This is a genomic window from Rhizobium indicum (assembly GCF_005862305.2).
In the GTDB taxonomy this organism is placed as follows: domain Bacteria; phylum Pseudomonadota; class Alphaproteobacteria; order Rhizobiales; family Rhizobiaceae; genus Rhizobium; species Rhizobium indicum.
This window is the reverse complement of sequence record NZ_CP054021.1, coordinates 3,830,711-3,852,007: the sequence shown is the minus strand read 5'-3', so window position 1 is coordinate 3,852,007 and position 21,297 is coordinate 3,830,711. Positions and strand designations below refer to the sequence as shown.

Sequence of the window (21,297 nt, the reverse complement as noted above, 5' to 3'; positions counted from 1 at the left end):
CCGACAGACATGACCGGAGATATCCCCCTGATGCGTACCTTGCCCGTCCTCGCCGGATTCCTTGCAATCTTGGTGCCGGGAATGGCGTTTGCCGAAACGGCAAGCATGCGAACCGCAAACGAGTCGGAAATTCGCCAGCACCTGCCCGGTACGTCCGAACTGAAAGAAGCCAAGAACGGCTACGAATATCGCGACGGCAATAAGAATGGCTACAAGATAACCAATGGCCAGGTGTGCGTCCTGTTCCCCAGCAAGAAGACCGATTGCGTCAACGTGAAGACCGACGGCAAGAGGTTTCAGATGATCGACAAAAAAGGCGGCCGAACCAGATTCTGAGTTGTAGCCCCGCGAGATTTCCTTGCCCAGGCAAAATCATTTTGCCGGTGAAGTTTCGCCGTCCTTGTCGAGAACGAAGTCGGCGACCAGGCCCGAATGGTTCGAGCCGAGATTGTCGTCGAGACGTTTCAGCGATGTCAGATGAATCGGCGCCCGCGCAAATATGTGGTCGATGGCGATCCCGAGCGCGCCGGCGCCGATCGGCCATGTTGCCGGTTCTGGCGTGATCGTTTTCAGCTTCTGCTCGCGCAGGAAACCCTGGATGCTCGGGGCGATCGCCGAGGAGTTGAAATCACCTGACAGCACCAGAGGCCCGTCGATCGAGCCAAGCGCTTTCCCGAGATCTTCCAATTCAGCCATCTGGAAATCGTCGAAATATGGTTTGGTCAGGTGCGCCGAAACCAGATTGATGGTCTCGCCGCCGAAGTCGACGCTTGCTATAACAAGCCTGTTTTTTCGAAGACTGCCCATGCTTGCGACCTGCCGGCTGACGAATGGGCGTTTGGAGAGCACCAGCGTATCGCATGTATCCTTCCCGGCATCGCAACCGATATGGTAGGGATAGGCCTTGAACAATTGCTGCAGGTGGAACGTCAGCGGCTTGGCTTCGAGCAGATTGACGACGTCGGCATTCGACGCGATCACCATGTCGGTGATTTCAGTCGAGTTTTTCCAGTTGTCGATCGCGATGTTGAACGACATCAGACGAAAAAGCGGCGGCCTGTCGGTACCTCTGTCGCCCTGCGAGAACTCGCGCAGCATGATGACGCCGTGAGCGACGAGAAGAAGCGAAGCAAGCAGAAGGATGAAGCCGTAAATCTGTCTCTTGATGGCCAGAATGATGAGGCTGGCGGCGACAAACACGATACCGAGGTGAACCTGAAAGCTGTAGACGAAGGACAGAAGCCAGAAGTTCGTGACATAGCGTAACGACACGATCGCGATGGCAACGGTCAGAAACGCGCAGAGAATCCAATAAATTATATCTCTCATCGATCCTGACCTGCTTGCAGACGACCGGCCGGCCATAACATGCAAGCAATCATGTTGCAATGCAGCATAGCAGCCGAGAGCCGCGGCTGATCGGCAGACGATATCGATGGTCTCGCCCTCATCCAGCAAGGCAGCGCCGGACAGGCCGCCGACAGTAGAGACAGCGCTGTGACCTTCTCTTTCAAAGACCTATCGACTCGGCCTCTTTTTATCTTGTAAGTGGGGTCACTTGATACGGAATCGGCTCTTTGCCGTCGGCAGGGAGCCGAGAAAAGGTGGGAATGCGCTACTTCATTACAGGGACTGCCGGCTTTATCGGTTTTCATCTGGCCAGGCGCCTGCTGCAAGAAGGGCATGACGTCACAGGCTTCGATGGCCTCACTCCCTATTACAATGTCAAGCTCAAGGAGATGCGCCATGCGGCACTCTCCCAGTTTCCTGCCTTCAAACCCGTCATCGCGATGCTTGAGGACCGCCCAGCGCTGGAAGCGGCGGTTCTGGAAGCCAAGCCCGACATTCTGATCCACCTCGCTGCACAGGCCGGCGTGCGCTACAGCCTGGAAAATCCAGAGGCCTATCTTCGTTCGAACGTCGAAGGCTCGTGGAACATCATGGAAATCGCGCGGCGCGTCGAAATTCGCCATCTGATGCTGGCCTCGACATCATCGATCTACGGCGCCAATGCGACCGTCCCCTTTCGCGAGACCGATCGCGCCGACGAGCCGCTGACCATCTATGCGGCGACGAAGAAATCGATGGAGCTGATGGCGCATAGCTATGCCCATCTTCACAAGATTCCGACCACGGCATTTCGTTTCTTCACCGTATATGGTCCATGGGGCCGGCCCGACATGGCGCTGTTCAAATTCACCAAGAACATGCTTGAAGGCCAGCCGATCGAGATCTACGGCGAAGGCAAGATGAGCCGTGACTTCACCTATATCGACGATCTCATCGAGGCGATCGTCAGGCTATCGGCGGTCGTCCCATCCGAGGAAAATCGCCTCGAAAACACGACTGTCGAAACGCTCTCGCGCCAGGCGCCCTTCCGTGTCGTCAATATTGGCGGAGGCCAGCCGGTCAGCCTGATGGATTTCGTCGAAACCGTGGAAAAAGCGCTCGGCCGTCCTGCCATTCGCAAGATGCTGGCGATGCAGAAGGGGGACGTGCCGCGCACCTTCGCGGCCCCCGATCTGCTCGTTGCGCTGACGGGCTACAAGCCGGATACGACCCTGGAGGTCGGCGTCAAGGCCTTCGTCGACTGGTATCTCGATGTGCGCGGCGAACTCGACGCCTAGATCAGGATGATTCTAGGCCGGATCGACCTAGAATCTGGCCAGTGTCAGCGGAGAAACGCAACCGCTTGTACGGCCTCGACCGCCGTCGAAAACACGTAGTCGACGACAACGGTCAGGCTCTGCGAATAGGTCTTGAGCCGGTAACCCTCGCCTTCGATCTCGGCCGGGCTGCGCAGGACGAACGGAACGCCAGGGCGCACGAAACCGGCGCGGGTCGTCAACGGAATCTCGGGCGAATGGCCGATGGCGGAGGTGTACATCAGGTCGCGGGCAAGGCTTGCTGGGCCGACGGCGAATGCCGGCTCGGCGGCGGCAGTGATGGTCAGGGTCAAGGCGATGGCGGCAAGAGTTCTGTGCATGCTGAAGTCCCCGTTTGCGGATCGGCGGGCTTTCGGTTTGCCCGGCTCCAAACGATCGATGCGTCTGTCCACGCTTCGGTCGCTTTCATGAGACCACTCTACACATCAGTATTTTCAGGGCTTTTAAGCGGATCGGTCAAATTTTACGAAATTTGATTTTCTGTCCGGAAGGGCTTGAGACGCACAAAAAATGAGGTCCCGGCCCGCGTCCGAGTGCGCAACATCGGCAATGACCTGGATGCTGTATCGCAGTCTACAAAATGCGATCCAGCTTCTTGTTGATATGCAGGTTCGGCATCACGCCCGCGCTTTGCGCGGCATGATAGGATTCGCGCGCCGCATCGAATGAGATCGACCACATGATGGCACTGAGCAGCAGCGCGATAATATAAATCTGAATACGCATCGTACCGGCGATACGGAAAGAGCAAGGCAGTTTTGTGTCAAAACATAGCCACAGGGATCACGAAAAGTGGCGGGCTTTTTGTTTTGCAGCCGGTCGACACCAGACATATTAGTGTCGTGAAAATTAGCGATATTGTAGCGCTACCTGTTAGCAGCCGACCCCGAGGCTTGGTTCCTCTTCCCACCCCGAGAACCCTGAGAGACCCGTTCCCACGGGTCTCTTTGCCTTGTTTCCGAACGTTTTCCAGAGCAGCTGAGATCGCCCTGATCCGAATTGACGCTGAACCGCTGAACGGCACATCTCGATCCCCAATCAGGCCACGCATCCAGCCATGCGAGATGTTACGTTTCTTGCCATTGCATCAGCGAAGGCATCCGCTCCAAAAATATATCAATCGATTGACTTATTTGCTTGTCAATGTTATAAAACTGTCATGACCCAAGAACACGACAACCAGTCACCGGCCTCCGCCCGTGCCGAGATCGCGCGTCAGAAGATGCTATCCGCCGCCCTCGACGTCTTCGGCCGCTATGGCTTCGACGGCGCCTCGACGCGCCAGCTCACGGAAGCGGCCGGCGTCAACCTGCAGGCAATCCCCTATTATTTCGGCAGCAAGGAAGGTCTCTACATCGCCACCGCCGAATATCTGATGATGCGGATCAATACGCATGTCGGTGACATGAGGGCGCGCGTCGGCGCGCATCTGCTGGCGCTCGACGCTGCCGGCAAACCGCTTGGTGAAGCGGAGGCTCGCCATTTCCTGACCGAGATTTTGCAGACCATGGTGACGCTGTTCGTCGGCAAGGAATCCGAATCCTGGGCGCGCTTCCTGATCCGCGAGCAGATGGAGCCGACAGAAGCCTTCACACGGATCTATCAGGGCCTCATGCGGCCGATGATCGAGATGGGCCGGCGGCTGATCGGCGCCATCCTTCATGAGGATCCCGCCTCGGAACATGTGCGCCTGCGCACCTTCACACTTCTCGGCAGCATCCTCGTCTTTCGCGTCGCCCATGCAGCCGTGCTCGCCCAGATGCAGTGGGACGGCGTCGGCCCGGAACAGGTGGAAACCGTGCGCGGCCTGGCTGCAGAACTGGTCGATGCCATCGGCGCATCGAAAGGAAGTGCAGCATGAAACGCATCCTTCCCCTCGCCATCCTTCTTCTCGTTGCGGCAGGTGCCGCCGCCTGGTGGTACGCCCTGCCCCAAAAGCTCGGCTGGTTGCCCGAGGCCAGCCGTGAATTCGTCCTTTACGGCAATGTCGATATCCGTCAGGTCTCGCTCGGTTTCCGTGTCAGCGGCCGTCTCGCTGAACTCCACGCCGACGAAGGCGACGTCATCAAGAGCGGAGACGTTCTCGCAAAGCTCGATGCAGCACCCTATGAATTTGCGGTCCGCTCGGGCGAAGCCAATGTCGCAGCCCTCCAGGCAACGCTCGACAAGCTGAAGGCCGGTCCGCGACCGACAGAGATTGCCCAGGCGCGCGCCGCCTATGACGAAAGTATCGCCGATCTCCGCAATGCCAACCTCGCCTATGATCGCGCCCGCCAGTTGCGCCCGCAGGGCACGATCTCCGAGGCAAGCCTTGATCAGGCGACCGCTGCGCGGGCCATGGCCGCCGCACGCTCCGACTCCGCCAACGAGGCGTTGAAACTGCTCCTGGAAGGCTCCCGTGTCGAGGATATCGCCGCTGCCGACGCCCAATTGAAGGCGGCGCAGGCTACACTCGCCTCGGCCCGCACCTCGCTGGAGGATACCCAATTGCGCGCGCCAAACGACGGCGTCATGCTCTCCCGTGTGCGGGAGAACGGCGCCATCGTTTCCCCCGCCGACACCGTCTTCGTGTTGTCGCTGACAGAACCCGTCTGGGTGCGCACCTATGTCGCCGAGCCCGATCTCGGCCGCATCCATCCCGGCATGAAGGTTGCGGCCACCTCCGATACGGCGCCCGACAAACCCTATGAAGGCACGATCGGCTTCATCTCGCCGGTTGCCGAATTCACTCCGAAATCGGTGGAAACGCCGGAGCTGAGGACAGACCTCGTCTATCGCCTCAGGATCGTCATCGACAAGCCCGGCCCGGATCTGCGCCAGGGCATGCCGGTCACCGTGCGTTTTCCCACGCCGACGGCGGGTGGACAATGACCGCCGCCGAGACCGGCCGGGGCGACAAGCCGCTCGTCCGGATCGACGGCGTCACCAAGCGCTTCGGCGATGCGCCAGCCGCCCTTGACGCCGTCTCCGGCATGATCGGCGGCGGCGCAATCACCGGTCTCGTCGGGCCTGACGGCGCCGGCAAGACGACGCTGATCCGCCTGATGACCGGCCTGATGCTGCCCGACACGGGAACGATGGAGGTTCTCGGCTTCGACACGCGCAAGAACCCCGCCGGCATCCAGGCGGCGATCGGCTACATGCCGCAGCGCTTCGGTCTCTATGAGGACCTTTCGGTGCAGGAAAACCTCGATCTCTATGCCGATCTCCGCGGCCTGCCGAAGAGCGAACGCGCAAGCGCCTTCGACGAGCTGCTGACCTTCACCGATCTCAAGCGTTTCACCGGCAGGCTGGCGGGCAAGCTCTCCGGCGGCATGAAGCAAAAGCTTGGCCTTGCCTGCGCGCTTCTGAAGAAGCCGCGGCTGCTGCTACTCGACGAGCCGGGCGTCGGCGTCGATCCGATCTCGCGCCGCGATCTCTGGAAGATGGTCGAGAACCTGACGAAGGAAGGCATCGGCGTCCTTTGGTCGACCGCCTATCTCGACGAGGCTGAAGCCTGCGACCATGTGCTGCTCTTGAACCAGGGAAAGCTGCTGTTTTCGGGAAAACCTGATGACATGACCGGCCGCGTCAGCGACCGGGTTTTTCGCGTCTCGGGCATGACAGGGCGCCGCCGGCAGGTGCTTGCCGGGCTTCTGCAGGCCGATGGCGTCATCGACGGCGTGATCCAGGGCGAAGCGATCCGCCTCGTCGCCGCCAAGGACAAGAAACCGGATATCGGCTCGGCCGGCGATGGTGCAACGCTCGCCCCTGCCCCGCCGCGCTTCGAAGATGCTTTTATCGACATGCTGGGTGGTGGTCCTGGCGGCCGCTCGAGGCTGGCCGAGGCGCAAGAACCGACGAAGGGCGATGACGACCGGCCGGTGATTGAGGCCAAGGGGCTGACCAAGCGCTTCGGCGATTTCACCGCTGCCGACAATATCAGCTTCGATATCCGCCGCGGCGAAATCTTCGGCCTACTCGGCCCGAACGGCGCCGGCAAATCCACCACCTTCAAGATGCTCTGCGGCCTGCTGAAGCCGACCGGCGGCGAAGGCCGCGTTGCCGGTTTCGACCTTCGCCGCGATGCCGCCGAGGCCCGCAACCAGCTCGGCTATATGGCGCAGAAATTCTCGCTCTACGGCGATCTGACCGTCATGCAGAACCTTGAATTCTTCTCCGGCGTCTATGGCCTTCGCGGAAAACACCGGCGCGAGCGCATCGATCTCATGGCCAGTATCTTCGATTTCGGTCGCCATGTCAGCCAGCCGGCCAAGGACCTGCCACTCGGCCTGAAACAGCGGTTGGCGCTCGCCTGCGCCGTCATGCACGAGCCGCGCGCCCTCTTCCTCGACGAGCCGACCTCCGGCGTCGATCCGATCACCCGACGCGAATTCTGGACGCATATCAACGCGCTGGTCGAAAAGGGCGTCACGGTGCTCGTCACCACCCACTTCATGGACGAGGCGGAATATTGCGACCGCATCTCGCTGATCTATCGCGGCCGCTCGATCGCGCTCGGCTCGCCCGATGAATTGAAGGCCCGCGTCGCGACCAAGGAGCTGCCGGACCCGACGATGGAGGACGCCTTCATCGCCCTCGTACAGCAATCGGAAGCGGAGGATGCCGCATGAGCGCCTCCTCCGGTCAACTTCGGCGTCTTTCAGCTCTGGTGCGCAAGGAAAGCTTCCAGGCGATCCGCGATCCGAGCAGTATCCTCATCGCCTTCGTGCTGCCGCTGATCCTGCTATTTCTCTTCGGCTACGGCGTCTCGCTCGATACCACCCGCACCCGCATCGGCCTCGTGACCGAGGAGATGACGCCGCTGACGCAGGATCTGTCGGCCAGTTTCCAGGCCTCGCGCTATTTCGATGTGGCCATCGGCCGCGACCGGCGTCTGTTCGAGGAAGACCTCGTGCTCGGCAAGCTGCGCGGCATCGTCGTCATCCCCGCCGATTTCACCACGCGCTACACCGCCGGCAACCGGCCCGGTATCCAGGTGATCGTCGATGGCTCCGAACCGAACACGGCGAATTTTGTGCAGAATTATGCCCAAGGCACTGTTGCCAACTGGGAGCGGCAGAGGCAGGCGGACGTCGCCTCCCACAGTCCCGCCATTTCGGTCGAGCAGCGCTTCTGGTTCAACCCCGAACTTACCAGCCGCAATTTCCTCGTGCCCGGCTCGATCGCCATCGTCATGACGCTGGTCGGCACGCTTCTGACCTCGCTCGTCGTCGCCCGCGAATGGGAGCGGGGCACAATGGAGGCGATGATGGCGACACCGGTGACGGCGGTCGAACTGCTCGCCGGCAAGATCCTGCCCTATTTCCTGCTCGGCCTCACCTCGATGACGCTCTGCGTGCTGCTTGCGGTCTTTCTCTTCGGCGTGCCGTTTCGCGGCTCCGTCGCCGCTCTTTACGCACTGTCGGCCGCTTTCCTGATCCCGGCCCTCGGCCAGGGCCTGTTGATCTCGACGGCCACGAAGAACCAGTTCCTCGCCTCGCAGCTGGCGCTGATCTCGGCCTTTCTCCCTGCTTTCCTGCTGTCTGGCTTCCTCTTCGAGATCAATTCCATGCCGACCGTGATCCAGTGGATCACCTTCATCGTGCCGGCACGCTACCTGATCCCCAGCCTGCAGACGGTGTTCCTCGCCGGCGACATCTGGCCGATGTTTCTGCAGGCAATCGGCGTGATGCTGACGATCGGCGCCATCATGTTCGTGCTGGCGGCCCGCAGCACCAGAAAGAGGATCGGCTGAGATGTGGACAAGGCTCTACGCCCTGATCGTCAAGGAGCTGCTCGCCGTCCTGCGTGATCCCAAGGGCCGCGCCATCCTGATCGGCCCACCGATCGTCCAGCTTCTCGTCTTCTCCTATGCGGCGACGCTCGAAGTCCGCAATGTCGACGTGATGATCCTCAACCGCGACAGCGGTCACTGGGGCCAGGAACTGATCGAGCGCATCGATGGCTCGCCGACCTTCCGGAAAATCGAGATTGCAGGAAGCCAGGCGGAGGTCCGGGTGGCGATCGACAACCAGACGGCCATTGCCGCCGTTGAGATCGGCCCGGACTTTTCGCGCAATATTGAGGCGGGAGCGCCGGCCGACCTGCAGGTGGTGCTCGACGGCCGCCGCTCCAACGCCTCGCAGATCGTCGCGGGCTATCTCTCGCAGATCGGCGCCGCCCTCGCCGCCGAGACGCCGGCCGGCAAACGCGCCGGTGCCGACATCGTCTCGACAGTGCCGCGCAACTGGTTCAACCCGAACCTCACCTATCAATGGTTCATGGTGCCGAACCTGATCGCTAGCATCGCGCTGCTGATCGGCCTCATCGTCACGGCGCTGTCGATCGCTCGCGAGCGCGAGCTCGGCACCTTCGACCAGTTGATGGTCTCGCCGCTGCGCATCCACGAGATCCTGATCGGCAAACTGATCCCGCCGATGATGATCGGCCTCTTCCACATCACCGTCTATATCCTGGCCGCCGTCTTCCTCTTCGACGTGCCGCTGCGTGGCTCGCTCTTCCTGCTATACGGCAGCGCAATCTTCTATTTGGGCTCGGTCGCCGGCCTCGGCCTGTTCATCTCGGCGCTGTCGATGACACAGCAGCAGGCGATCCTCGGCGCCTTTCTGTTCATGGTCCCAGCCATGCTGCTCTCCGGCTTCGCGACACCGATCGAGAACATGCCGGGCTGGCTGCAGCCGGTAACGCTCGTTAATCCGCTGCGCTATTTCCTGGTGATCGTCAAAGGCGTTTTCCTCAAGGATATCCCGTTGAGCGAGGTGGTGAACCAGACGATCCCGCTGGCGCTGATTGCTGCCGTCACCCTCAGCGCCGCCGCCTGGCTCTTCCGCCGGCGGCTGGAATAATCAATGCTTCGGCCGCCTCACAGAATGTGAACCGGCCTTCCAAAGCGTGACTCTCTCCTGCCGGAACCTCGGATTGGCGCGGTCGTTGCCCAAGCGCAACCCCAGCAAAGGAGAAGCAAAATGTACAAGATCCTACTTGTCTCCAGCGCCCTTGCGCTGTCGTCGCTCGCCACCAATGCGCTGGCTGACGGAGCCGTGACCGGTGCAGCCGGTGGCGCCATCACCGGCGCAATCGTCGGCGGCCCCGTGGGTGCTGCCATTGGCGGCGTGGCCGGCGGTGTCGCCGGTGCCGTCGTTGATCCGCCGCCGCGCGAGGTCGTCACCTATGTCCAGCAGCAGCCGGCCCCGACCGCCTCCGTGGTCGTCCAGGAACCAATTGTCGTCGGCAAGCCGCTTCCGGCAGACGTCGTCGTGACGCCGGTGCCCGACAATCCGAAATATGCCTATACGGTCATCAACAATCAACACGTGATTGTCGAACCCCGCACCCACCGCGTGGTGCAGGTGATAGAATAATCAGGCAACCGAAGCCGCCTGTTGCGGCTCGGCAACTTCCGGTCCCGCTTCGGCGGGGCCGTTTTTCGTGCCTTTGCGAAAACCCATTGTGCTTGTCGCCGGTTAAGCCCTGTAGGCGACGAGTACGGCGCCTCCCGCAATCAGAATGACGCCAAGCCAGTTCGGAAGCGTTAGGCGTTCGCCGAGGAACAGCACCGCAAAGACGGACACGAAGACAACGGACAGCTTGTCTATCGGCGCGACGCGGGCGGCATCGCCGAGCTTCAGGGCTCGAAAATAGCAAATCCAGGATGCGCCGGTGGCAAGGCCGGAGAGCACCAGGAAGAGCCAGCTCCTGCTCGACACCGAGGACGGCTCCTGCCAGCTGCCTGAGATATGGACCATCATTCCCGCCGCCAGCAGGATGACGATGGTGCGAATGAAGGTCGCGAAATCGGAATTCACGTTCTCGACGCCGACTTTGGCAAAAATCGCCGTGAGCGCAGCAAAGCCGGCGGAAAGAAGCGCCCAAAGCGGCCAGCTTGTCAGAAGGCTTTTCATGCGGCTTGCCCTGTTATGCCTCAAACCTACCAGAGGCAGGAAAAACAAGAATATAGACTGCCTTACGAAGATATGCGGCGAGGAAACCGCTCACGACGTTCCTATCGTGAGCGGTTCGATATCTCGTCAGACCTTCAGTTCGCGCCGCTCGCGCTCGGTCACCATCGCAAGGTCGAGCACCTTCTGCAGGTTGGCGGCGTGGCGGAAGTTCGGGTCCGGCTGGATGCCGCTTGCCACGGCCTCGGCAAAACGCTCGTAATTGGTCGCCACCGGTTCAACTTCGATCTGCGTCCAGGTGGCAGTTTCGACACCCTCGCCGAGGCAGCCATGCAGCTCGGAACCGCTGGGACGATGGATGACCTCGAGGCTGCCCCTCTCGCCATAGATGCGCAGCTTCAGCTCGTTCAGATGCCCTGTCGCCCAGCGGCTGGCGTGGATGACGCCGAGCGCGCCATTGGCGAAATCGACGGACATGGTGAAGCTATCATTGGCATCGAGCAGATATTCGCCGATCTGGCCGCCCGGCGCCTTGTTGAAGGTCTTCAGCCGCGCAAAGACGTGGTCGATGTCGGTCGCCGCGCCATAGGCGGCAAAATCGAGGATATGGATGCCGACGTCGCCGAGCACGCCGTTCGAGCCGTGGCCGGTGGAAAGCCGCCACAGCCAGGTCGATTCCGTGCGCCAATCGCCCCAGGCACGCGACACCAGCCAGCTCTGGAGATAGGAAGCTTCCACGTGCCTGATCGTGCCGAGTTCGCCGGCGAGCACCATCTCACGTGCGCGCTGCAGCGGCGCGACGTTGCGATAGGTCAGGTTCACCATGTTGATGACGCCGGCCTTTTCGGCCGCCTCCGTCATCTCAAGCGCCTTCGCATAGTTCTCCGCCAGCGGCTTTTCGCAGAACACATGCTTGCCCGCGGCAATCAACGCCATCGTCGTCGGGTGATGGATCCGGTCGGGCGTGACGTTCGTCGCCGCATCGAATTCACCCCAGGCGATCGCCTCTTCCAGCGAAAGAAACCGCTTTTCGATGTTGAACTTGTCGGCGAAGGCCGAAAGCCGCTCGGGATCGGTGTCGACGGCGCCGACCACCGTCACGCCGTCGATGAGGGGGAAGCGGGCGAGCTGGTTTTTCGCCATCACCCCCGTGCCAAGAACGAGTAGTCGCATGGATGCTCCTCAGCGGTAACCGGCTTCGCCGGCCTGGTGCAGTCTCGGGCCGCGTTCGACGATCGGCTCCAGTGCTTTTTCTACCGGCACATTTGGGGCATCGGTAATGCTCTTCAATGCACCCTCGGGATTATAGGCCCACTTCACACCGTTGATCAGCACCTTCTGGACATTGACGTCGTGATAGGTCGGATAGGTTTCGTGGCCGGGACGGAAATAGAAGATGTTACCGGCGCCGCGCCGCCAGGTCAGGCCCGAGCGGAACACTTCGCCGCCCTGGAACCAGGAGATGAACACCGTTTCGAGCGGTTCAGGCACCGAAAACTGCTCGCCGTACATTTCCTCGTTCTCAAGCTCGAAATGCTCGCCGATGCCGGCAGCGATCGGATGGCGCTGATTGATTGTCCACAGACGCTCGCGCTCGCCCGCCTCGCGCCATTTCAGCGCGCAGGGTGTGCCCATCAGCCGCTTGAAGATCTTGGAGAAATGACCGGAATGCAGCACGAGCAGGCCCATGCCTTCCCAGACGCGTTTGGCGACACGCTCGACAACGACGTCGGAGACCGCGCCGTGATCCTTGTGGCCCCACCAGGTCAAGACGTCGGTCTCGGTAAGGCGGGCTTCGCTAAGGCCGTGCTCCGGCTCCTGCAGCGTCGCTGTCGTCGCCGAGATAGCGGGATCTGTGTTCAGCGCATTGGCGATCGTCGTGTGCATGCCCTCGGGATAGATCCTCCGGACGATTTCGTTGGTATTCTCGTGGATATTCTCTCCCCAGACGACGGTGCGAATGGCCATGATGTGCTCCTGTAGAACCTGGAAGTATCGATAGGCGGGAAAGCAGAAGAATTCAAAGCGCTTTGGAAAACGGCGCCGGCTGCGCCTCGTCTCCTCCACGTCCAAGGAACACATAGACCTTTGTCAGTATTTTGACAAAGGGGAAAATTTACCGGCCGAAGACAGAAAAACCGCCTGGCAATATCGCAGCAATATCAATGCGAAACCGATTTAGAAAATAGATTGACGACCAAAACGCCGGATATGATTAGCCCGAGCCCGACGATTGCCGGCAGGTCGAGGCGCTGCTTGAAGAACACCAGGCCGACCGAGGAAATCAACACGATTCCCAAAGCGCTCCAAATCGCATAGGCGATACCGACGGGGATACTTTTCAGGGTCAGCGACAGGCAATAGAAGGCAGCCGCATAACAGGCGATAACGAGTGCCGTCGGCCCGATGCGGGTGAACTGCTGCGACAGCTGCAGCGCGGTCGTGCCGATGACCTCAAGCACGATGGCTGCAAACAGCAGCCCGTAGACGGCGGCCTGGCTCATGGCGAATTCCTTTTCGAATTACTTGCCGGTCAGTTCGACAAGGCGATCGATAAGATCCCGCCTCAGAACGCCGTTTATATCATGGCTTTCCAACGTATCTGCGAACCAAAGACCGTCGGCGGCGAAACGCACGACCTGTGCATCGAGGGAGGAATCGGTGCCGATATATTCCTCGGCCCGCGCCTGCACCCATTGGCGCCAGCGAAGACGCAGTCGAGGTTCGGCAAGAAGCGCGATCGTCACCTGGGTCCAACTCCTGGAATCGTCGGGACGCTCGTTGAGACCGGATACCGCTCTCAGATAGGCGCGGGTGAAGCGGCCCTGCGGCAACGGATCGCCGCGCATCAGTTCCTCTATATCGGCGTCGAACTTTTCGAGCAAGCTCTCGAACAGGGCATCGAGCAACGCATTCTTCGTTGGGAAGTGATGCAGCAGCCCGCCCTTGCTGACGCTGGACGCGGCAGAAACCGCATCGAGCGTGACGGCCGCCATGCCGTCGCTGGCAGCAAGGCGCGCGGCAACCTCCAGCAACTGCTGGCGCACGAGCACGGGCTGTTTCTTGCGATGATGAGCGTTCGACATTCGGGTAAAAGATACCGTCCGGACGGTTTTGTCAAGAAGAATCGGCCGCAACCCCCGCTGTCCGGCATTATGCGCGAAATGCCGCGGCACCTTGATGACAGTTGCGATCATTTTCCGCCCGGTGCATGAAGAGGCCGGGGAATGTCGAGTAATGGCGATGGGATCGGGGATGGTTTCGTGACGGAGAAGGTCACCACACTCTATGAGGCGATCGGCGGCGATCCTGTCGTACGGGCGCTCACCCGCCGTTTCTACGAGTTGATGGACACGCTGCCGGAGGCGAGAAACGTGCGCGCCGTGCATCCGCCGAGCCTTACGGGCAGCGAAGAGAAATTCTACGAATATATGAGCGGTTATCTCGGCGGCCCGCCGCTCTATACCGACAAGCGCGGCCATCCGCGCCTGCGCAGCCGCCATTTCGTCGCCGAGATCGGCCCTGTCGAGCGCGACGAATGGCTGCTCTGCTTCCGCCGCGCCATGGACGAGACGATATCAAGCCAGGCGTTGCGCGATCTCATCTGGGCGCCGGTGGAACGGCTCGCCTATCACATGCAGAACAAGGCCCCCGACGACAAGGCCCCTGACGATAAGGATTGACCATGATCTTGAACGCGCGTCTGGAGCCGGTGCTCTATCTCTTTGCCGGCCTGTTTGGCGTAGCCGGCGTGGCGCTTGCCGCCCTTGCTGCCCATGGCGGCGGCGAGGCCAATCTTGCGGCATCCGCATCTGCCATGTGCCTTGCCCACGCCCCTGCCCTGCTGGCATTGGCTCTCGGCAACGTTAGGCTCAGAACCGCCTGGCTGGCCGGTTTGCTGATGATTGTCGGAACGCTGCTTTTTGCGGGCGATCTCGTCACCCTACGCTTTTCCGGCTCCGGCCTCTTCCCCTACGCCGCGCCGACCGGCGGCTGGGCGATGATGCTTGGCTGGCTGGCCATTGCGGCAGGCGCGGTTCTGCGCGTCAGGACTTGAACACACGTAGCAAGCTCACGACCAATTCATCGCCGGCTGAGGAGACGCACGGCGCTGCCACGAGTCCGCTTCTCCCCAGCGGGGAGAAGATGCCGGCAGGCAGATGAGGGGGTGAGCGGCAAAGCCGCGGATGCCCTGAGCGCAAGCGAAGGGCAATGAATGGTGTACCGCGTGTGGCCCCTCATCCGACCCTGCGGGCCACCTTCTCCCCGCTGGGGAGAAGAAGGAGCCAAGTCTCATACGAACAGAAGAGTGAGGGCTGATTCAATCGCAATCAAATGCCGTCGACCACGTTGAAACCCTCGAAGACCGGCGGCCCCTTGTAGATCGCCTTGTGATCGCCGGCATTGCGGTGCGCCGCGCGAAAGCTCTCGGACTTCGTCCAGTTCTGAAAATCCGCTTCGCTTTTCCAGACCGTATGCGAGGAATAGAGCGTATAGCCCTCCTCTTCGTTGGCCTTGCCGCGCAGCAGGCGGAATTCGACGAAACCGGGCACCTCGGGCAGGCTGGAATCGCGATTGCGCCAGACCGTCTCGAAATCACCTTCGCTGCCGGTTGCAACCTTGAAGCGGTTCATTGCGATATACATGGAATCTCCCTACGCTTTCCTCTTGCCCGCCCTTGCAGAACGCAAGGGAAAGGCGAGAACATTATCGCCGTTTGCCGCTGCTGGGCCAAGCGGTCTTGTTGTCGCTTCCCCGGGCATGCGCGCTTCCCAGGTCGGGAACAGGGTCACATTCTGGTAGATCTGCTGGCGTTCGGCATGCTGCTGGAAAAGTTCGTAGAGTTCGGGCACGAGGCCCTCGCCTGTCTGCGCGGCGAGCTTATGCAGGCCGATCATGGTGAAGCCGTCGGGGCGCTGGTCGTTCATCGGGAATTGTCTCGTTCGTTCATCGTCTGCAGCGCACGCTCCAGGCTGGACTTGCTGCCGTTGCGAAGCGGGATGAAGGTCTTGCCGAATTTCTTGCAGCCAGTCTTCACACGCAGGCAGGCATCGTGGCTGATACAGTCGATCGGGCAGAACACGCAGTCGACCGAGGGAAGGACGGTATCGATGCGGGAAACCGCTTCGCGCAACCCGCCGTCATGATGAATGAGCTCGGCGCCGAAATTGCTGCAGATCTGGCGAAGATGCGCCACCTGGCAGTCACGGCCACCGACATAGAGGAAACTGCGGCCATCCAGTTTGGACCGTCCGAGGGATGCCTGATCAGCGTCCTCGCCCGCGCTGTCGCGGACCTCCCGGTTCGAACCCTTCTTGCCCTTGCGAGCCATATGCCACCCGTTCGCTCGTTGATCGTCACACGATTCCTGCGTGTGCGGGTGGACCTTATTAAACTTGATTTTTAGAGTAAAGTATAAAGTTGATTGTTTTTATCATATTAATTCACTGTGATTGGCAAGGAGGTGAAGTTCCTCCCGTTCCCACCGGGCGTCGGGCCAAATGGTGCGGCGCGCCGAACAGCCTCAACGGCGAGTTGGTCGATTTCAGGCACGCCGGAACCGCGTGTGACGCGAACTGAAGTCAAGCCGCCGCTGCCATTCACTGAAAACGAGACGACCACGGTTCCCTCGACGCCACGAGGTGTTCTGATTGAACGACGAATGCGACTACGAACCTTTCCGTCGTAATTGGCATTGGCTGCAGTTCCGATCCCGTCGTTATTGCCGGCCGAACGCGAATTGCTATCCGATTGAGCCGTCGCGTTACCTTCGGCGACACCTCGTTCAGAATCCTGCCGCGCCTCACCCTCCGAACCGGCAGCCTTTTTCGGCGGGCGCTTCTTCTCGACCGGCTTTGGCTTTTCCTGCGCCACCACCTTCGGCTTCTGCGTAGGCGTCACGATCTCCTGCGGCACCTCCGGCTCCGGCTGGATTTCCGCCGTTTCGGCGGGCTTCACCTCTTCCGGCTCGGCAGCAGCGACAGGCGGCACCTCCGATGGCTGAACTTCCGGGGGGATCTCTTCAGCAGGTTTCTGCTCTTCCGGAACGACGGTCGACATCGGTTGGGCGACAGCAGTTTCAGCCGGTATTTCGGAAACGAGAATCTCCGGCTCCGCAGCGGTGACGGTTTCGGGCGAGACGCGCGTCACCTCGGGAGGAAGAGCCTGCTGGACGGTATCCTGGGTCTCAGCCGGCGCGACTTCGGTCGGCTGAACGGTTTCCGGTTGAAGTTCCGCCGCTTCGGTCGGCTGGATCTTATCCGGCTCGACGGCCTCCGGAATGATTTCTTCCTGCACCGTGACTTCGGTCTCGCCGGCAGCAGTCTGGTCGACATCCGAGTTGCCGTACATCACCACGCTCACGGCTTCGCCCGCTTCCTCGATCGCCTCTTCCGGAGCATTTGGGAAGGCAATGAGCAACACCGCAGCCAAGGTCATATGGAAAATCAGCGAACAAACGCAGGTCAGCACCACCCGCCGCCGCACCGGCGCCTTTTCATCCTCCGCCTTTTCCACCGCCGCATCCATCGGCGGCGCAGGAACGGAGGCTATCGGCTCGGCTTCCGGATGATCGGGAAAGGAGGGTATCTGCGCGAAACGCGCATAGTGGACCACCGCCTCACCGGCCGGCTGCCGCTGCACATTGCGCAGGTCGGAAAGTTCGTGGCCGGGATGTATGTGGTTGTCGTTCAGACCGCCGTCAGCGTCCGGCTCCCCGATGAGCACCTGTCTCGATCTGGTCTTCGCTGAAATTGCCATTTGTATGCCTCGGACAGCCTGAAACATGTCCGCCGGGAATCATTCCCGGCGTATCCTTAGCCCTCGAAGGGAACGGAAATCTGTGAACGGGTGACGAGACCCTTCATGCATTCGCCCGCCGCCGGGCCGTCGCAGACCGGCGTGTCGTTGATGATGATGCGCGTGACCGTCTCGCACTTCACGTTCGGCATATCGAACTGGCGCACGCGCTTCTTGCCCTGCGGCAGATCGCGGAAATCGAGCACGGTGATGCGGTCGACGGCATTCTTGTCGTTGAAGAAAGCGAGCTCGAAGGAGATCTTATTGATCGGCGCCTGAAGATTGTTCTCAGCGACGAAGGTCATCATGCAGCCCTTTTGCGACGGCGCCAGAGCGTTGAGTTCAACATCCAGCTTGGCGGTTGCCGCATCCTGCGCCTGGCATACGCCTGAAACCGCCATCACCATGCCCGCTGCAACAGCCGCAAACCTAACCGTCATCATCTTCTCCGCACATTGTCGCGAACCGCCGCCAGGCAGCCTCATATCAGCAATCTCAAAAACTTGACTGTATTAGTCTCCTATTGCGTCTTTAAAAAACTATGAGTAAGAAAGTCAAGATAATTGTCATCACAACCGGGGACCCTGATCACCGGCCTCACGGAATTGCCAACCGAAATGATGGTTGAAAAGCCAGATAACTTTAAGCACGTGCCGCTGCAGAGCGAGCCTGCGGCGCAGCACCGGATCGTCGAAAGCGCGGATCTTTTCCGCGGCACGAACGAGATCATGATTAGACACGACGGCTTGGTCTATCGCCTGAAGATCACCCGTCAGGGCAAGCTCATTCTCAATAAGTAGGGTAGGACATGACCGAACAGACAAGACCGGCGCCAGCCGATATCCGTGCGTTTCGCGCCGAGAATCCGAAAATGCGCGAGCGCGATATCGCCGCCCAATTGAAGATTTCCGAGGCAGCCCTCGTTGCCGCCGAAACCGGCATCAGCGTTACCCGCATCCATGGCAGCGCACTGAAGCTTCTCGAACGCGTGGCCGGCCTCGGCGAAGTGATGGCGCTGTCGCGCAACGAAAGTGCCGTGCACGAGAAGATCGGCGTCTACGAAAACATCAAGAGCGGCGCGCAGGCCGCGATCGTTCTCGGCGAGAATATCGACCTGCGCATCTTCCCGAGCCGCTGGGAGCATGGTTTCGCCGTATCCAAGAAGGATGGCGATCAGGAGCGCCTCAGCCTGCAATATTTCGACAAGGCCGGCAACGCCGTGCACAAGGTGCACCTGCGCCCGAGCTCGAATGTCGAGGCCTATCACGCGATCGTCGCCGAGTTGAAGCTGGCCGACCAGTCGCAGGAATTTGTCGAGGCTGAAACCTCGAACGCCGCCGATGAGATCGCCGACGTCAGCCGCGACGAACTGCGCGACAACTGGAGCAAGCTCACCGATACGCATCAGTTCTTCGGCATGCTGAAGCGCCTGAAGATCGGCCGCCAGGCGGCCGTGCGCACAGTCGGCGACGACTATGCCTGGAAGCTCGACAACAGCGCGACGGCAGAGATGATGCATGCCTCGGTGAAATCTGGCCTGCCGATCATGTGCTTTGTCGCCAATGACGGCATCGTCCAGATCCATTCCGGCCCGATCTTCAACGTGCAGCCGATGGGGCCGTGGATCAATATCATGGATCCGACCTTCCACCTGCATCTGCGCCAGGATCACATCGCCGAGACCTGGGCCGTGCGCAAGCCGACCACGGACGGCCATGTCACCTCGCTGGAAGCTTACAATGCCGAAGGCGAGATGATCATCCAGTTCTTCGGCAAGCGGCAGGAAGGTTCCGACGAACGTGCCGAGTGGCGCGAGATCATCGAAAACCTGCCGCGGGCAGCAAGCGTGGCCGCATAAGGATCGCTACGATGACGATGCGTAACAATCTGCGCCGGATCCGCACTTGGGAACTGGCCCTGACGGCGGCCGTCATGGCGCTGCCGCTGATCCCGACGGCGCGGACGGTCGACGGCTTCGCCTTCGTCCGCGCCGCCCACGCCGAAGAAAAGAAGTTCGACACGTCGCGCCTGGTTTCGGTCGGTGGCGACATCACCGAGATCGTCTATGCGCTCGGCGAAGAAAACCGGCTGATCGCCCGCGACACGACGAGCATCTATCCGGAGGCGGCGCTGAAGCTGCCCAATGTCGGTTACATGCGCGCGCTCTCGCCGGAAGGCATCCTCGCCATGAATCCGACGGCGATCATCGCCGTCGAAGGTTCGGGCCCGCAGGAAGCGCTGGCCGTGCTGAAAAATGCCAGCGTGCCCTTCGAGTCCGTGCCGAGCGCCTTTACCCGCGACGGCATCATCGCCAAGATCGACCGTGTCGGCACGCTGCTGGGCGTGCCCGACAAGGCGAAGGCGCTTGAAGAAAAAGTCGCAGCCGATCTCGACGCGGCGATCGCCGATGCCGAAAAGCGCCCGGAGGCCGAGCGCAAGCGCGTTCTCTTCATCCTCAGCGCCCAGAACGGCCGGATCATGGCATCGGGCACCGGCACGGCCGCCGATGGCATCGTCAAGCTCGCCGGCGCCATCAATGCCGTCGGCGCATTCCCGGGCTACAAGCCGCTGACGGACGAGGCGATCATCGAAGCCAAGCCCGACATCATCCTGATGATGAACCGCGGCGATGGCGCAGGCACCAAGAACGAGGACCTGCTGGCTCAGCCGGCGATCGCACTGACGCCGGCAGGTGAGAAAAAAGCGATCATCCGAATGGACGGCGTCTACCTGCTCGGCTTCGGCCCGCGCACCGCAGCCGCAGCGCGTGAGCTCAACACGGCGATCTACGGGGGCTGATCATGGCCCTGCCGCAAGCCATGATGGAACAAAGGCGACGATTCCCAATGGCGGACATCCGCGAAATCAGGCAGGCGGGCGACAGGACGCGGCTCGCCTTGCTGGCGATCGCGCTGCTCGTCGTCGGCTCGGTCTTTTCGATGCTGTTTTCGGTGACGACAGGCGCCTCGGATGCCTCGATCCTCGACGTCATCAGCAACATGGCCGGCTCCGAGGCGGCGCTCAGCACGCGTGACCGGATCATCATCTTCGATATCCGCTTGCCCAGGGCGATCCTCGGTTTCCTGATCGGCGCCTCGCTGGCCGTTTCCGGCACGGTGATGCAGGGCCTGTTCCGCAATCCGCTGGCCGATCCCGGCCTCGTCGGCGTCTCCTCCGGCGCAAGTTTTGGCGCGGTTGCGATGATCGTCCTCGGTGGCGGTCTCGCAGCGCCGATCGAGGCGCTTCTCGGCATCTACGCTCTGCCGACAGCCGCTTTCGGCGGCGGCCTCGTCACGACGCTCCTGCTCTACAGGATCGCCACCCGTCATGGCCAGACCTCGGTGGCGACGATGCTGCTTGCCGGCATCGCGCTCGGCGCGCTCGCCCTCGCCATAACAGGCTTGCTGATCTACATGGCCAACGACCAGCAGCTACGCGACCTGACCTTCTGGAGCATGGGTTCGCTTGCCGGCGCCACGTGGACGAAGATCGCCGCCGCCAGCCCGATCATCCTGTTGTCCTTCACCGCCCTGCCCTTCATGGCCCGCGGCCTCAATGCCATCACGCTCGGCGAGGCGGCCGCCTTTCATATGGGTGTGCCGGTGCAGCGGCTGAAGAATGTCGCGATCGTCGGCGTCGCCGCGGCGACCGGCGCGTCCGTCGCCGTCAGCGGCGGCATCGGTTTCGTCGGGATCGTCGTACCGCATATCCTGCGCATGGCGATCGGCCCCGACCATCGTTTCCTGCTGCCGGCCGCAGCGCTGCTCGGCGGCTCCCTGCTGATCTTCGCGGATGTCCTGGCCCGCACCCTGGTCGCCCCGGCCGAGCTGCCGATCGGTATCATCACCGCGGCGGTCGGCGGCCCGTTCTTCCTGTGGATCCTGCTGAGGCAGCGTTCGCGCCTTGCCCTGTGAGTGATGTCGTGAGTGACC

Annotated in this window: 27 protein-coding genes; 14 read left to right on the top strand and 13 right to left on the bottom strand. The window is 61.2% G+C overall.

The window, feature by feature from the left end; all coding sequences use genetic code 11:
- The first annotated feature begins 9 nt into the window (after positions 1-9).
- Positions 10-336: a hypothetical protein gene (locus FFM53_RS18665; protein WP_246412994.1), complete on the top strand. Its 327-nt coding sequence runs from the start codon at positions 10-12 to the stop codon at positions 334-336.
- Between the two features lie 36 nt (positions 337-372).
- On the opposite strand, the gene FFM53_RS18660 is transcribed toward FFM53_RS18665, so the two are convergent.
- Positions 373-1,329: an endonuclease/exonuclease/phosphatase family protein gene (locus FFM53_RS18660; RefSeq protein ID WP_138386827.1), complete on the bottom strand. Its 957-nt coding sequence runs from the start codon at positions 1,327-1,329 to the stop codon at positions 373-375.
- 281 nt (positions 1,330-1,610) lie between these two features.
- On the opposite strand from FFM53_RS18660, the gene FFM53_RS18655 reads away from it, so the two are divergent.
- Entirely contained in the window at positions 1,611-2,627 is a 1,017-nt protein-coding gene (locus FFM53_RS18655; protein ID WP_138330254.1) for an NAD-dependent epimerase/dehydratase family protein, read from the top strand.
- Positions 2,628-2,671: 44 nt separating this feature from the next.
- Here the strand turns inward: FFM53_RS18655 and FFM53_RS18650 are convergent, their stop codons facing one another.
- Both FFM53_RS18650 and FFM53_RS18645 read right to left on the bottom strand, forming a co-directional pair.
- Entirely contained in the window at positions 2,672-3,058 is a 387-nt protein-coding gene (locus FFM53_RS18650) for a hypothetical protein (RefSeq protein ID WP_138330253.1), read from the bottom strand.
- A gap of 181 nt (positions 3,059-3,239) precedes the next feature.
- Positions 3,240-3,392, bottom strand: coding sequence for a hypothetical protein (locus FFM53_RS18645; protein ID WP_003542181.1), 153 nt, complete (start codon positions 3,390-3,392; stop codon positions 3,240-3,242).
- Positions 3,393-3,825: 433 nt separating this feature from the next.
- On the opposite strand from FFM53_RS18645, the gene FFM53_RS18640 reads away from it, so the two are divergent.
- The 6 genes from FFM53_RS18640 to FFM53_RS18615 all read left to right on the top strand — a co-directional run bounded on the left by FFM53_RS18640 (position 3,826) and on the right by FFM53_RS18615 (position 10,030).
- A complete protein-coding gene (locus FFM53_RS18640; RefSeq protein WP_138330252.1) occupies positions 3,826-4,527 on the top strand; it encodes a CerR family C-terminal domain-containing protein in 702 nt (233 codons plus the stop codon).
- Positions 4,524-5,537, top strand: a complete 1,014-nt coding sequence (gene hlyD / locus FFM53_RS18635) for a secretion protein HlyD (protein WP_138330251.1) — start codon at positions 4,524-4,526, stop codon at positions 5,535-5,537. Before FFM53_RS18640 ends, hlyD begins: the two co-directional genes overlap by 4 nt.
- Positions 5,534-7,279 carry an ATP-binding cassette domain-containing protein gene (locus tag FFM53_RS18630; RefSeq protein ID WP_138330250.1) on the top strand — a complete coding sequence of 582 codons (1,746 nt, stop codon included), beginning with the start codon at positions 5,534-5,536 and terminating at the stop codon, positions 7,277-7,279. Before hlyD ends, FFM53_RS18630 begins: the two co-directional genes overlap by 4 nt.
- Positions 7,276-8,403 (top strand): ABC transporter permease, encoded by a 1,128-nt coding sequence (locus tag FFM53_RS18625; protein ID WP_138386826.1) that lies wholly within the window; start codon positions 7,276-7,278, stop codon positions 8,401-8,403. The genes FFM53_RS18630 and FFM53_RS18625 overlap by 4 nt, the downstream gene beginning before the upstream one ends.
- Position 8,404: 1 nt before the next feature.
- Positions 8,405-9,514: an ABC transporter permease gene (locus FFM53_RS18620; protein WP_138330248.1), complete on the top strand. Its 1,110-nt coding sequence runs from the start codon at positions 8,405-8,407 to the stop codon at positions 9,512-9,514.
- 120 nt (positions 9,515-9,634) lie between these two features.
- Entirely contained in the window at positions 9,635-10,030 is a 396-nt protein-coding gene (locus FFM53_RS18615) for a DUF1236 domain-containing protein (RefSeq protein WP_003542187.1), read from the top strand.
- 102 nt (positions 10,031-10,132) lie between these two features.
- On the opposite strand, the gene FFM53_RS18610 is transcribed toward FFM53_RS18615, so the two are convergent.
- The 5 genes from FFM53_RS18610 to FFM53_RS18590 all read right to left on the bottom strand — a co-directional run bounded on the left by FFM53_RS18610 (position 10,133) and on the right by FFM53_RS18590 (position 13,653).
- Positions 10,133-10,570, bottom strand: coding sequence for an EamA family transporter (locus FFM53_RS18610; RefSeq protein WP_138330247.1), 438 nt, complete (start codon positions 10,568-10,570; stop codon positions 10,133-10,135).
- A gap of 126 nt (positions 10,571-10,696) precedes the next feature.
- The gene (locus FFM53_RS18605; RefSeq protein WP_138330246.1) at positions 10,697-11,740 is read right to left on the bottom strand and encodes a Gfo/Idh/MocA family protein; all 1,044 of its coding nucleotides are present in this window, start codon (positions 11,738-11,740) and stop codon (positions 10,697-10,699) included.
- A gap of 9 nt (positions 11,741-11,749) precedes the next feature.
- Positions 11,750-12,535, bottom strand: a complete 786-nt coding sequence (locus FFM53_RS18600) for a ThuA domain-containing protein (RefSeq protein ID WP_138386825.1) — start codon at positions 12,533-12,535, stop codon at positions 11,750-11,752.
- A gap of 194 nt (positions 12,536-12,729) precedes the next feature.
- The gene (locus tag FFM53_RS18595) at positions 12,730-13,071 is read right to left on the bottom strand and encodes an SMR family transporter (protein ID WP_138330244.1); all 342 of its coding nucleotides are present in this window, start codon (positions 13,069-13,071) and stop codon (positions 12,730-12,732) included.
- 18 nt (positions 13,072-13,089) lie between these two features.
- Entirely contained in the window at positions 13,090-13,653 is a 564-nt protein-coding gene (locus tag FFM53_RS18590; protein ID WP_138330243.1) for a TetR/AcrR family transcriptional regulator, read from the bottom strand.
- A gap of 177 nt (positions 13,654-13,830) precedes the next feature.
- On the opposite strand from FFM53_RS18590, the gene FFM53_RS18585 reads away from it, so the two are divergent.
- Both FFM53_RS18585 and FFM53_RS18580 read left to right on the top strand, forming a co-directional pair.
- Positions 13,831-14,250, top strand: coding sequence for a group II truncated hemoglobin (locus FFM53_RS18585; RefSeq protein ID WP_138387474.1), 420 nt, complete (start codon positions 13,831-13,833; stop codon positions 14,248-14,250).
- 2 nt (positions 14,251-14,252) lie between these two features.
- Positions 14,253-14,624 (top strand): DUF423 domain-containing protein, encoded by a 372-nt coding sequence (locus tag FFM53_RS18580; RefSeq protein WP_138386824.1) that lies wholly within the window; start codon positions 14,253-14,255, stop codon positions 14,622-14,624.
- Positions 14,625-14,898: 274 nt separating this feature from the next.
- Here the strand turns inward: FFM53_RS18580 and hmuQ are convergent, their stop codons facing one another.
- The 5 genes from hmuQ to FFM53_RS18555 form a co-directional block, all read right to left on the bottom strand.
- On the bottom strand, positions 14,899-15,213 hold the full coding sequence (gene hmuQ, locus FFM53_RS18575; RefSeq protein WP_027663899.1) for a heme-degrading protein HmuQ: 315 nt from the start codon (positions 15,211-15,213) through the stop codon (positions 14,899-14,901).
- Positions 15,214-15,222: 9 nt separating this feature from the next.
- Entirely contained in the window at positions 15,223-15,495 is a 273-nt protein-coding gene (locus tag FFM53_RS18570) for a hypothetical protein (RefSeq protein WP_003542206.1), read from the bottom strand.
- Positions 15,492-15,899: a DUF2325 domain-containing protein gene (locus FFM53_RS18565; RefSeq protein WP_138386823.1), complete on the bottom strand. Its 408-nt coding sequence runs from the start codon at positions 15,897-15,899 to the stop codon at positions 15,492-15,494. The genes FFM53_RS18570 and FFM53_RS18565 overlap by 4 nt, the downstream gene beginning before the upstream one ends.
- A 107-nt stretch (positions 15,900-16,006) precedes the next feature.
- Positions 16,007-17,326, bottom strand: a complete 1,320-nt coding sequence (locus FFM53_RS18560; RefSeq protein ID WP_138386822.1) for an energy transducer TonB family protein — start codon at positions 17,324-17,326, stop codon at positions 16,007-16,009.
- A gap of 56 nt (positions 17,327-17,382) precedes the next feature.
- Entirely contained in the window at positions 17,383-17,805 is a 423-nt protein-coding gene (locus FFM53_RS18555) for a hypothetical protein (RefSeq protein WP_138386821.1), read from the bottom strand.
- A 177-nt stretch (positions 17,806-17,982) separates the two neighbouring features.
- Between FFM53_RS18555 and hemP the strand changes: the two genes are divergently transcribed.
- Genes hemP through FFM53_RS18535 form a run of 4 tightly spaced genes read left to right on the top strand, consistent with a single transcriptional unit; the run spans position 17,983 to position 21,279 of the window.
- Complete coding sequence (hemP, locus tag FFM53_RS18550) at positions 17,983-18,165, top strand: hemin uptake protein HemP (protein WP_012758649.1); 183 nt, start codon at positions 17,983-17,985, stop codon at positions 18,163-18,165.
- A gap of 8 nt (positions 18,166-18,173) precedes the next feature.
- Entirely contained in the window at positions 18,174-19,223 is a 1,050-nt protein-coding gene (locus FFM53_RS18545; protein ID WP_138386820.1) for a hemin-degrading factor, read from the top strand.
- Between the two features lie 11 nt (positions 19,224-19,234).
- Positions 19,235-20,164 (top strand): heme/hemin ABC transporter substrate-binding protein, encoded by a 930-nt coding sequence (locus FFM53_RS18540; protein ID WP_138386819.1) that lies wholly within the window; start codon positions 19,235-19,237, stop codon positions 20,162-20,164.
- Positions 20,165-20,166: 2 nt separating this feature from the next.
- Positions 20,167-21,279, top strand: coding sequence for a FecCD family ABC transporter permease (locus tag FFM53_RS18535; protein WP_138386818.1), 1,113 nt, complete (start codon positions 20,167-20,169; stop codon positions 21,277-21,279).
- The last annotated feature ends 18 nt before the right edge of the window (positions 21,280-21,297 follow it).

Excerpts from the sequence above, each read along its gene's own strand:
- FFM53_RS18555 (WP_138386821.1), bottom strand. The coding sequence starts at position 17,805 with ATGACGGTTAGGTTTGCGGCTGTTGCAGCGGGCATGGTGATGGCGGTT.
- FFM53_RS18600 (WP_138386825.1), bottom strand. The coding sequence starts at position 12,535 with ATGGCCATTCGCACCGTCGTCTGGGGAGAGAATATCCACGAGAATACC.
- FFM53_RS18640 (WP_138330252.1), top strand. The coding sequence starts at position 3,826 with ATGACCCAAGAACACGACAACCAGTCACCGGCCTCCGCCCGTGCCGAG.
- FFM53_RS18655 (WP_138330254.1), top strand. The coding sequence starts at position 1,611 with ATGCGCTACTTCATTACAGGGACTGCCGGCTTTATCGGTTTTCATCTG.
- hlyD (WP_138330251.1), top strand. The coding sequence starts at position 4,524 with ATGAAACGCATCCTTCCCCTCGCCATCCTTCTTCTCGTTGCGGCAGGT.
- FFM53_RS18570 (WP_003542206.1), bottom strand. The coding sequence starts at position 15,495 with ATGAACGACCAGCGCCCCGACGGCTTCACCATGATCGGCCTGCATAAG.
- FFM53_RS18645 (WP_003542181.1), bottom strand. The coding sequence starts at position 3,392 with ATGCGTATTCAGATTTATATTATCGCGCTGCTGCTCAGTGCCATCATG.
- FFM53_RS18610 (WP_138330247.1), bottom strand. The coding sequence starts at position 10,570 with ATGAAAAGCCTTCTGACAAGCTGGCCGCTTTGGGCGCTTCTTTCCGCC.
- hmuQ (WP_027663899.1), bottom strand. The coding sequence starts at position 15,213 with ATGTATATCGCAATGAACCGCTTCAAGGTTGCAACCGGCAGCGAAGGT.
- FFM53_RS18620 (WP_138330248.1), top strand. The coding sequence starts at position 8,405 with ATGTGGACAAGGCTCTACGCCCTGATCGTCAAGGAGCTGCTCGCCGTC.
- FFM53_RS18595 (WP_138330244.1), bottom strand. The coding sequence starts at position 13,071 with ATGAGCCAGGCCGCCGTCTACGGGCTGCTGTTTGCAGCCATCGTGCTT.
- FFM53_RS18590 (WP_138330243.1), bottom strand. The coding sequence starts at position 13,653 with ATGTCGAACGCTCATCATCGCAAGAAACAGCCCGTGCTCGTGCGCCAG.
- FFM53_RS18605 (WP_138330246.1), bottom strand. The coding sequence starts at position 11,740 with ATGCGACTACTCGTTCTTGGCACGGGGGTGATGGCGAAAAACCAGCTC.
- hemP (WP_012758649.1), top strand. The coding sequence starts at position 17,983 with ATGATGGTTGAAAAGCCAGATAACTTTAAGCACGTGCCGCTGCAGAGC.
- FFM53_RS18545 (WP_138386820.1), top strand. The coding sequence starts at position 18,174 with ATGACCGAACAGACAAGACCGGCGCCAGCCGATATCCGTGCGTTTCGC.
- FFM53_RS18565 (WP_138386823.1), bottom strand. The coding sequence starts at position 15,899 with ATGGCTCGCAAGGGCAAGAAGGGTTCGAACCGGGAGGTCCGCGACAGC.
- FFM53_RS18630 (WP_138330250.1), top strand. The coding sequence starts at position 5,534 with ATGACCGCCGCCGAGACCGGCCGGGGCGACAAGCCGCTCGTCCGGATC.
- FFM53_RS18615 (WP_003542187.1), top strand. The coding sequence starts at position 9,635 with ATGTACAAGATCCTACTTGTCTCCAGCGCCCTTGCGCTGTCGTCGCTC.
- FFM53_RS18580 (WP_138386824.1), top strand. The coding sequence starts at position 14,253 with ATGATCTTGAACGCGCGTCTGGAGCCGGTGCTCTATCTCTTTGCCGGC.
- FFM53_RS18535 (WP_138386818.1), top strand. The coding sequence starts at position 20,167 with ATGGCCCTGCCGCAAGCCATGATGGAACAAAGGCGACGATTCCCAATG.
- FFM53_RS18625 (WP_138386826.1), top strand. The coding sequence starts at position 7,276 with ATGAGCGCCTCCTCCGGTCAACTTCGGCGTCTTTCAGCTCTGGTGCGC.
- FFM53_RS18660 (WP_138386827.1), bottom strand. The coding sequence starts at position 1,329 with ATGAGAGATATAATTTATTGGATTCTCTGCGCGTTTCTGACCGTTGCC.
- FFM53_RS18540 (WP_138386819.1), top strand. The coding sequence starts at position 19,235 with ATGACGATGCGTAACAATCTGCGCCGGATCCGCACTTGGGAACTGGCC.
- FFM53_RS18665 (WP_246412994.1), top strand. The coding sequence starts at position 10 with ATGACCGGAGATATCCCCCTGATGCGTACCTTGCCCGTCCTCGCCGGA.
- FFM53_RS18560 (WP_138386822.1), bottom strand. The coding sequence starts at position 17,326 with ATGGCAATTTCAGCGAAGACCAGATCGAGACAGGTGCTCATCGGGGAG.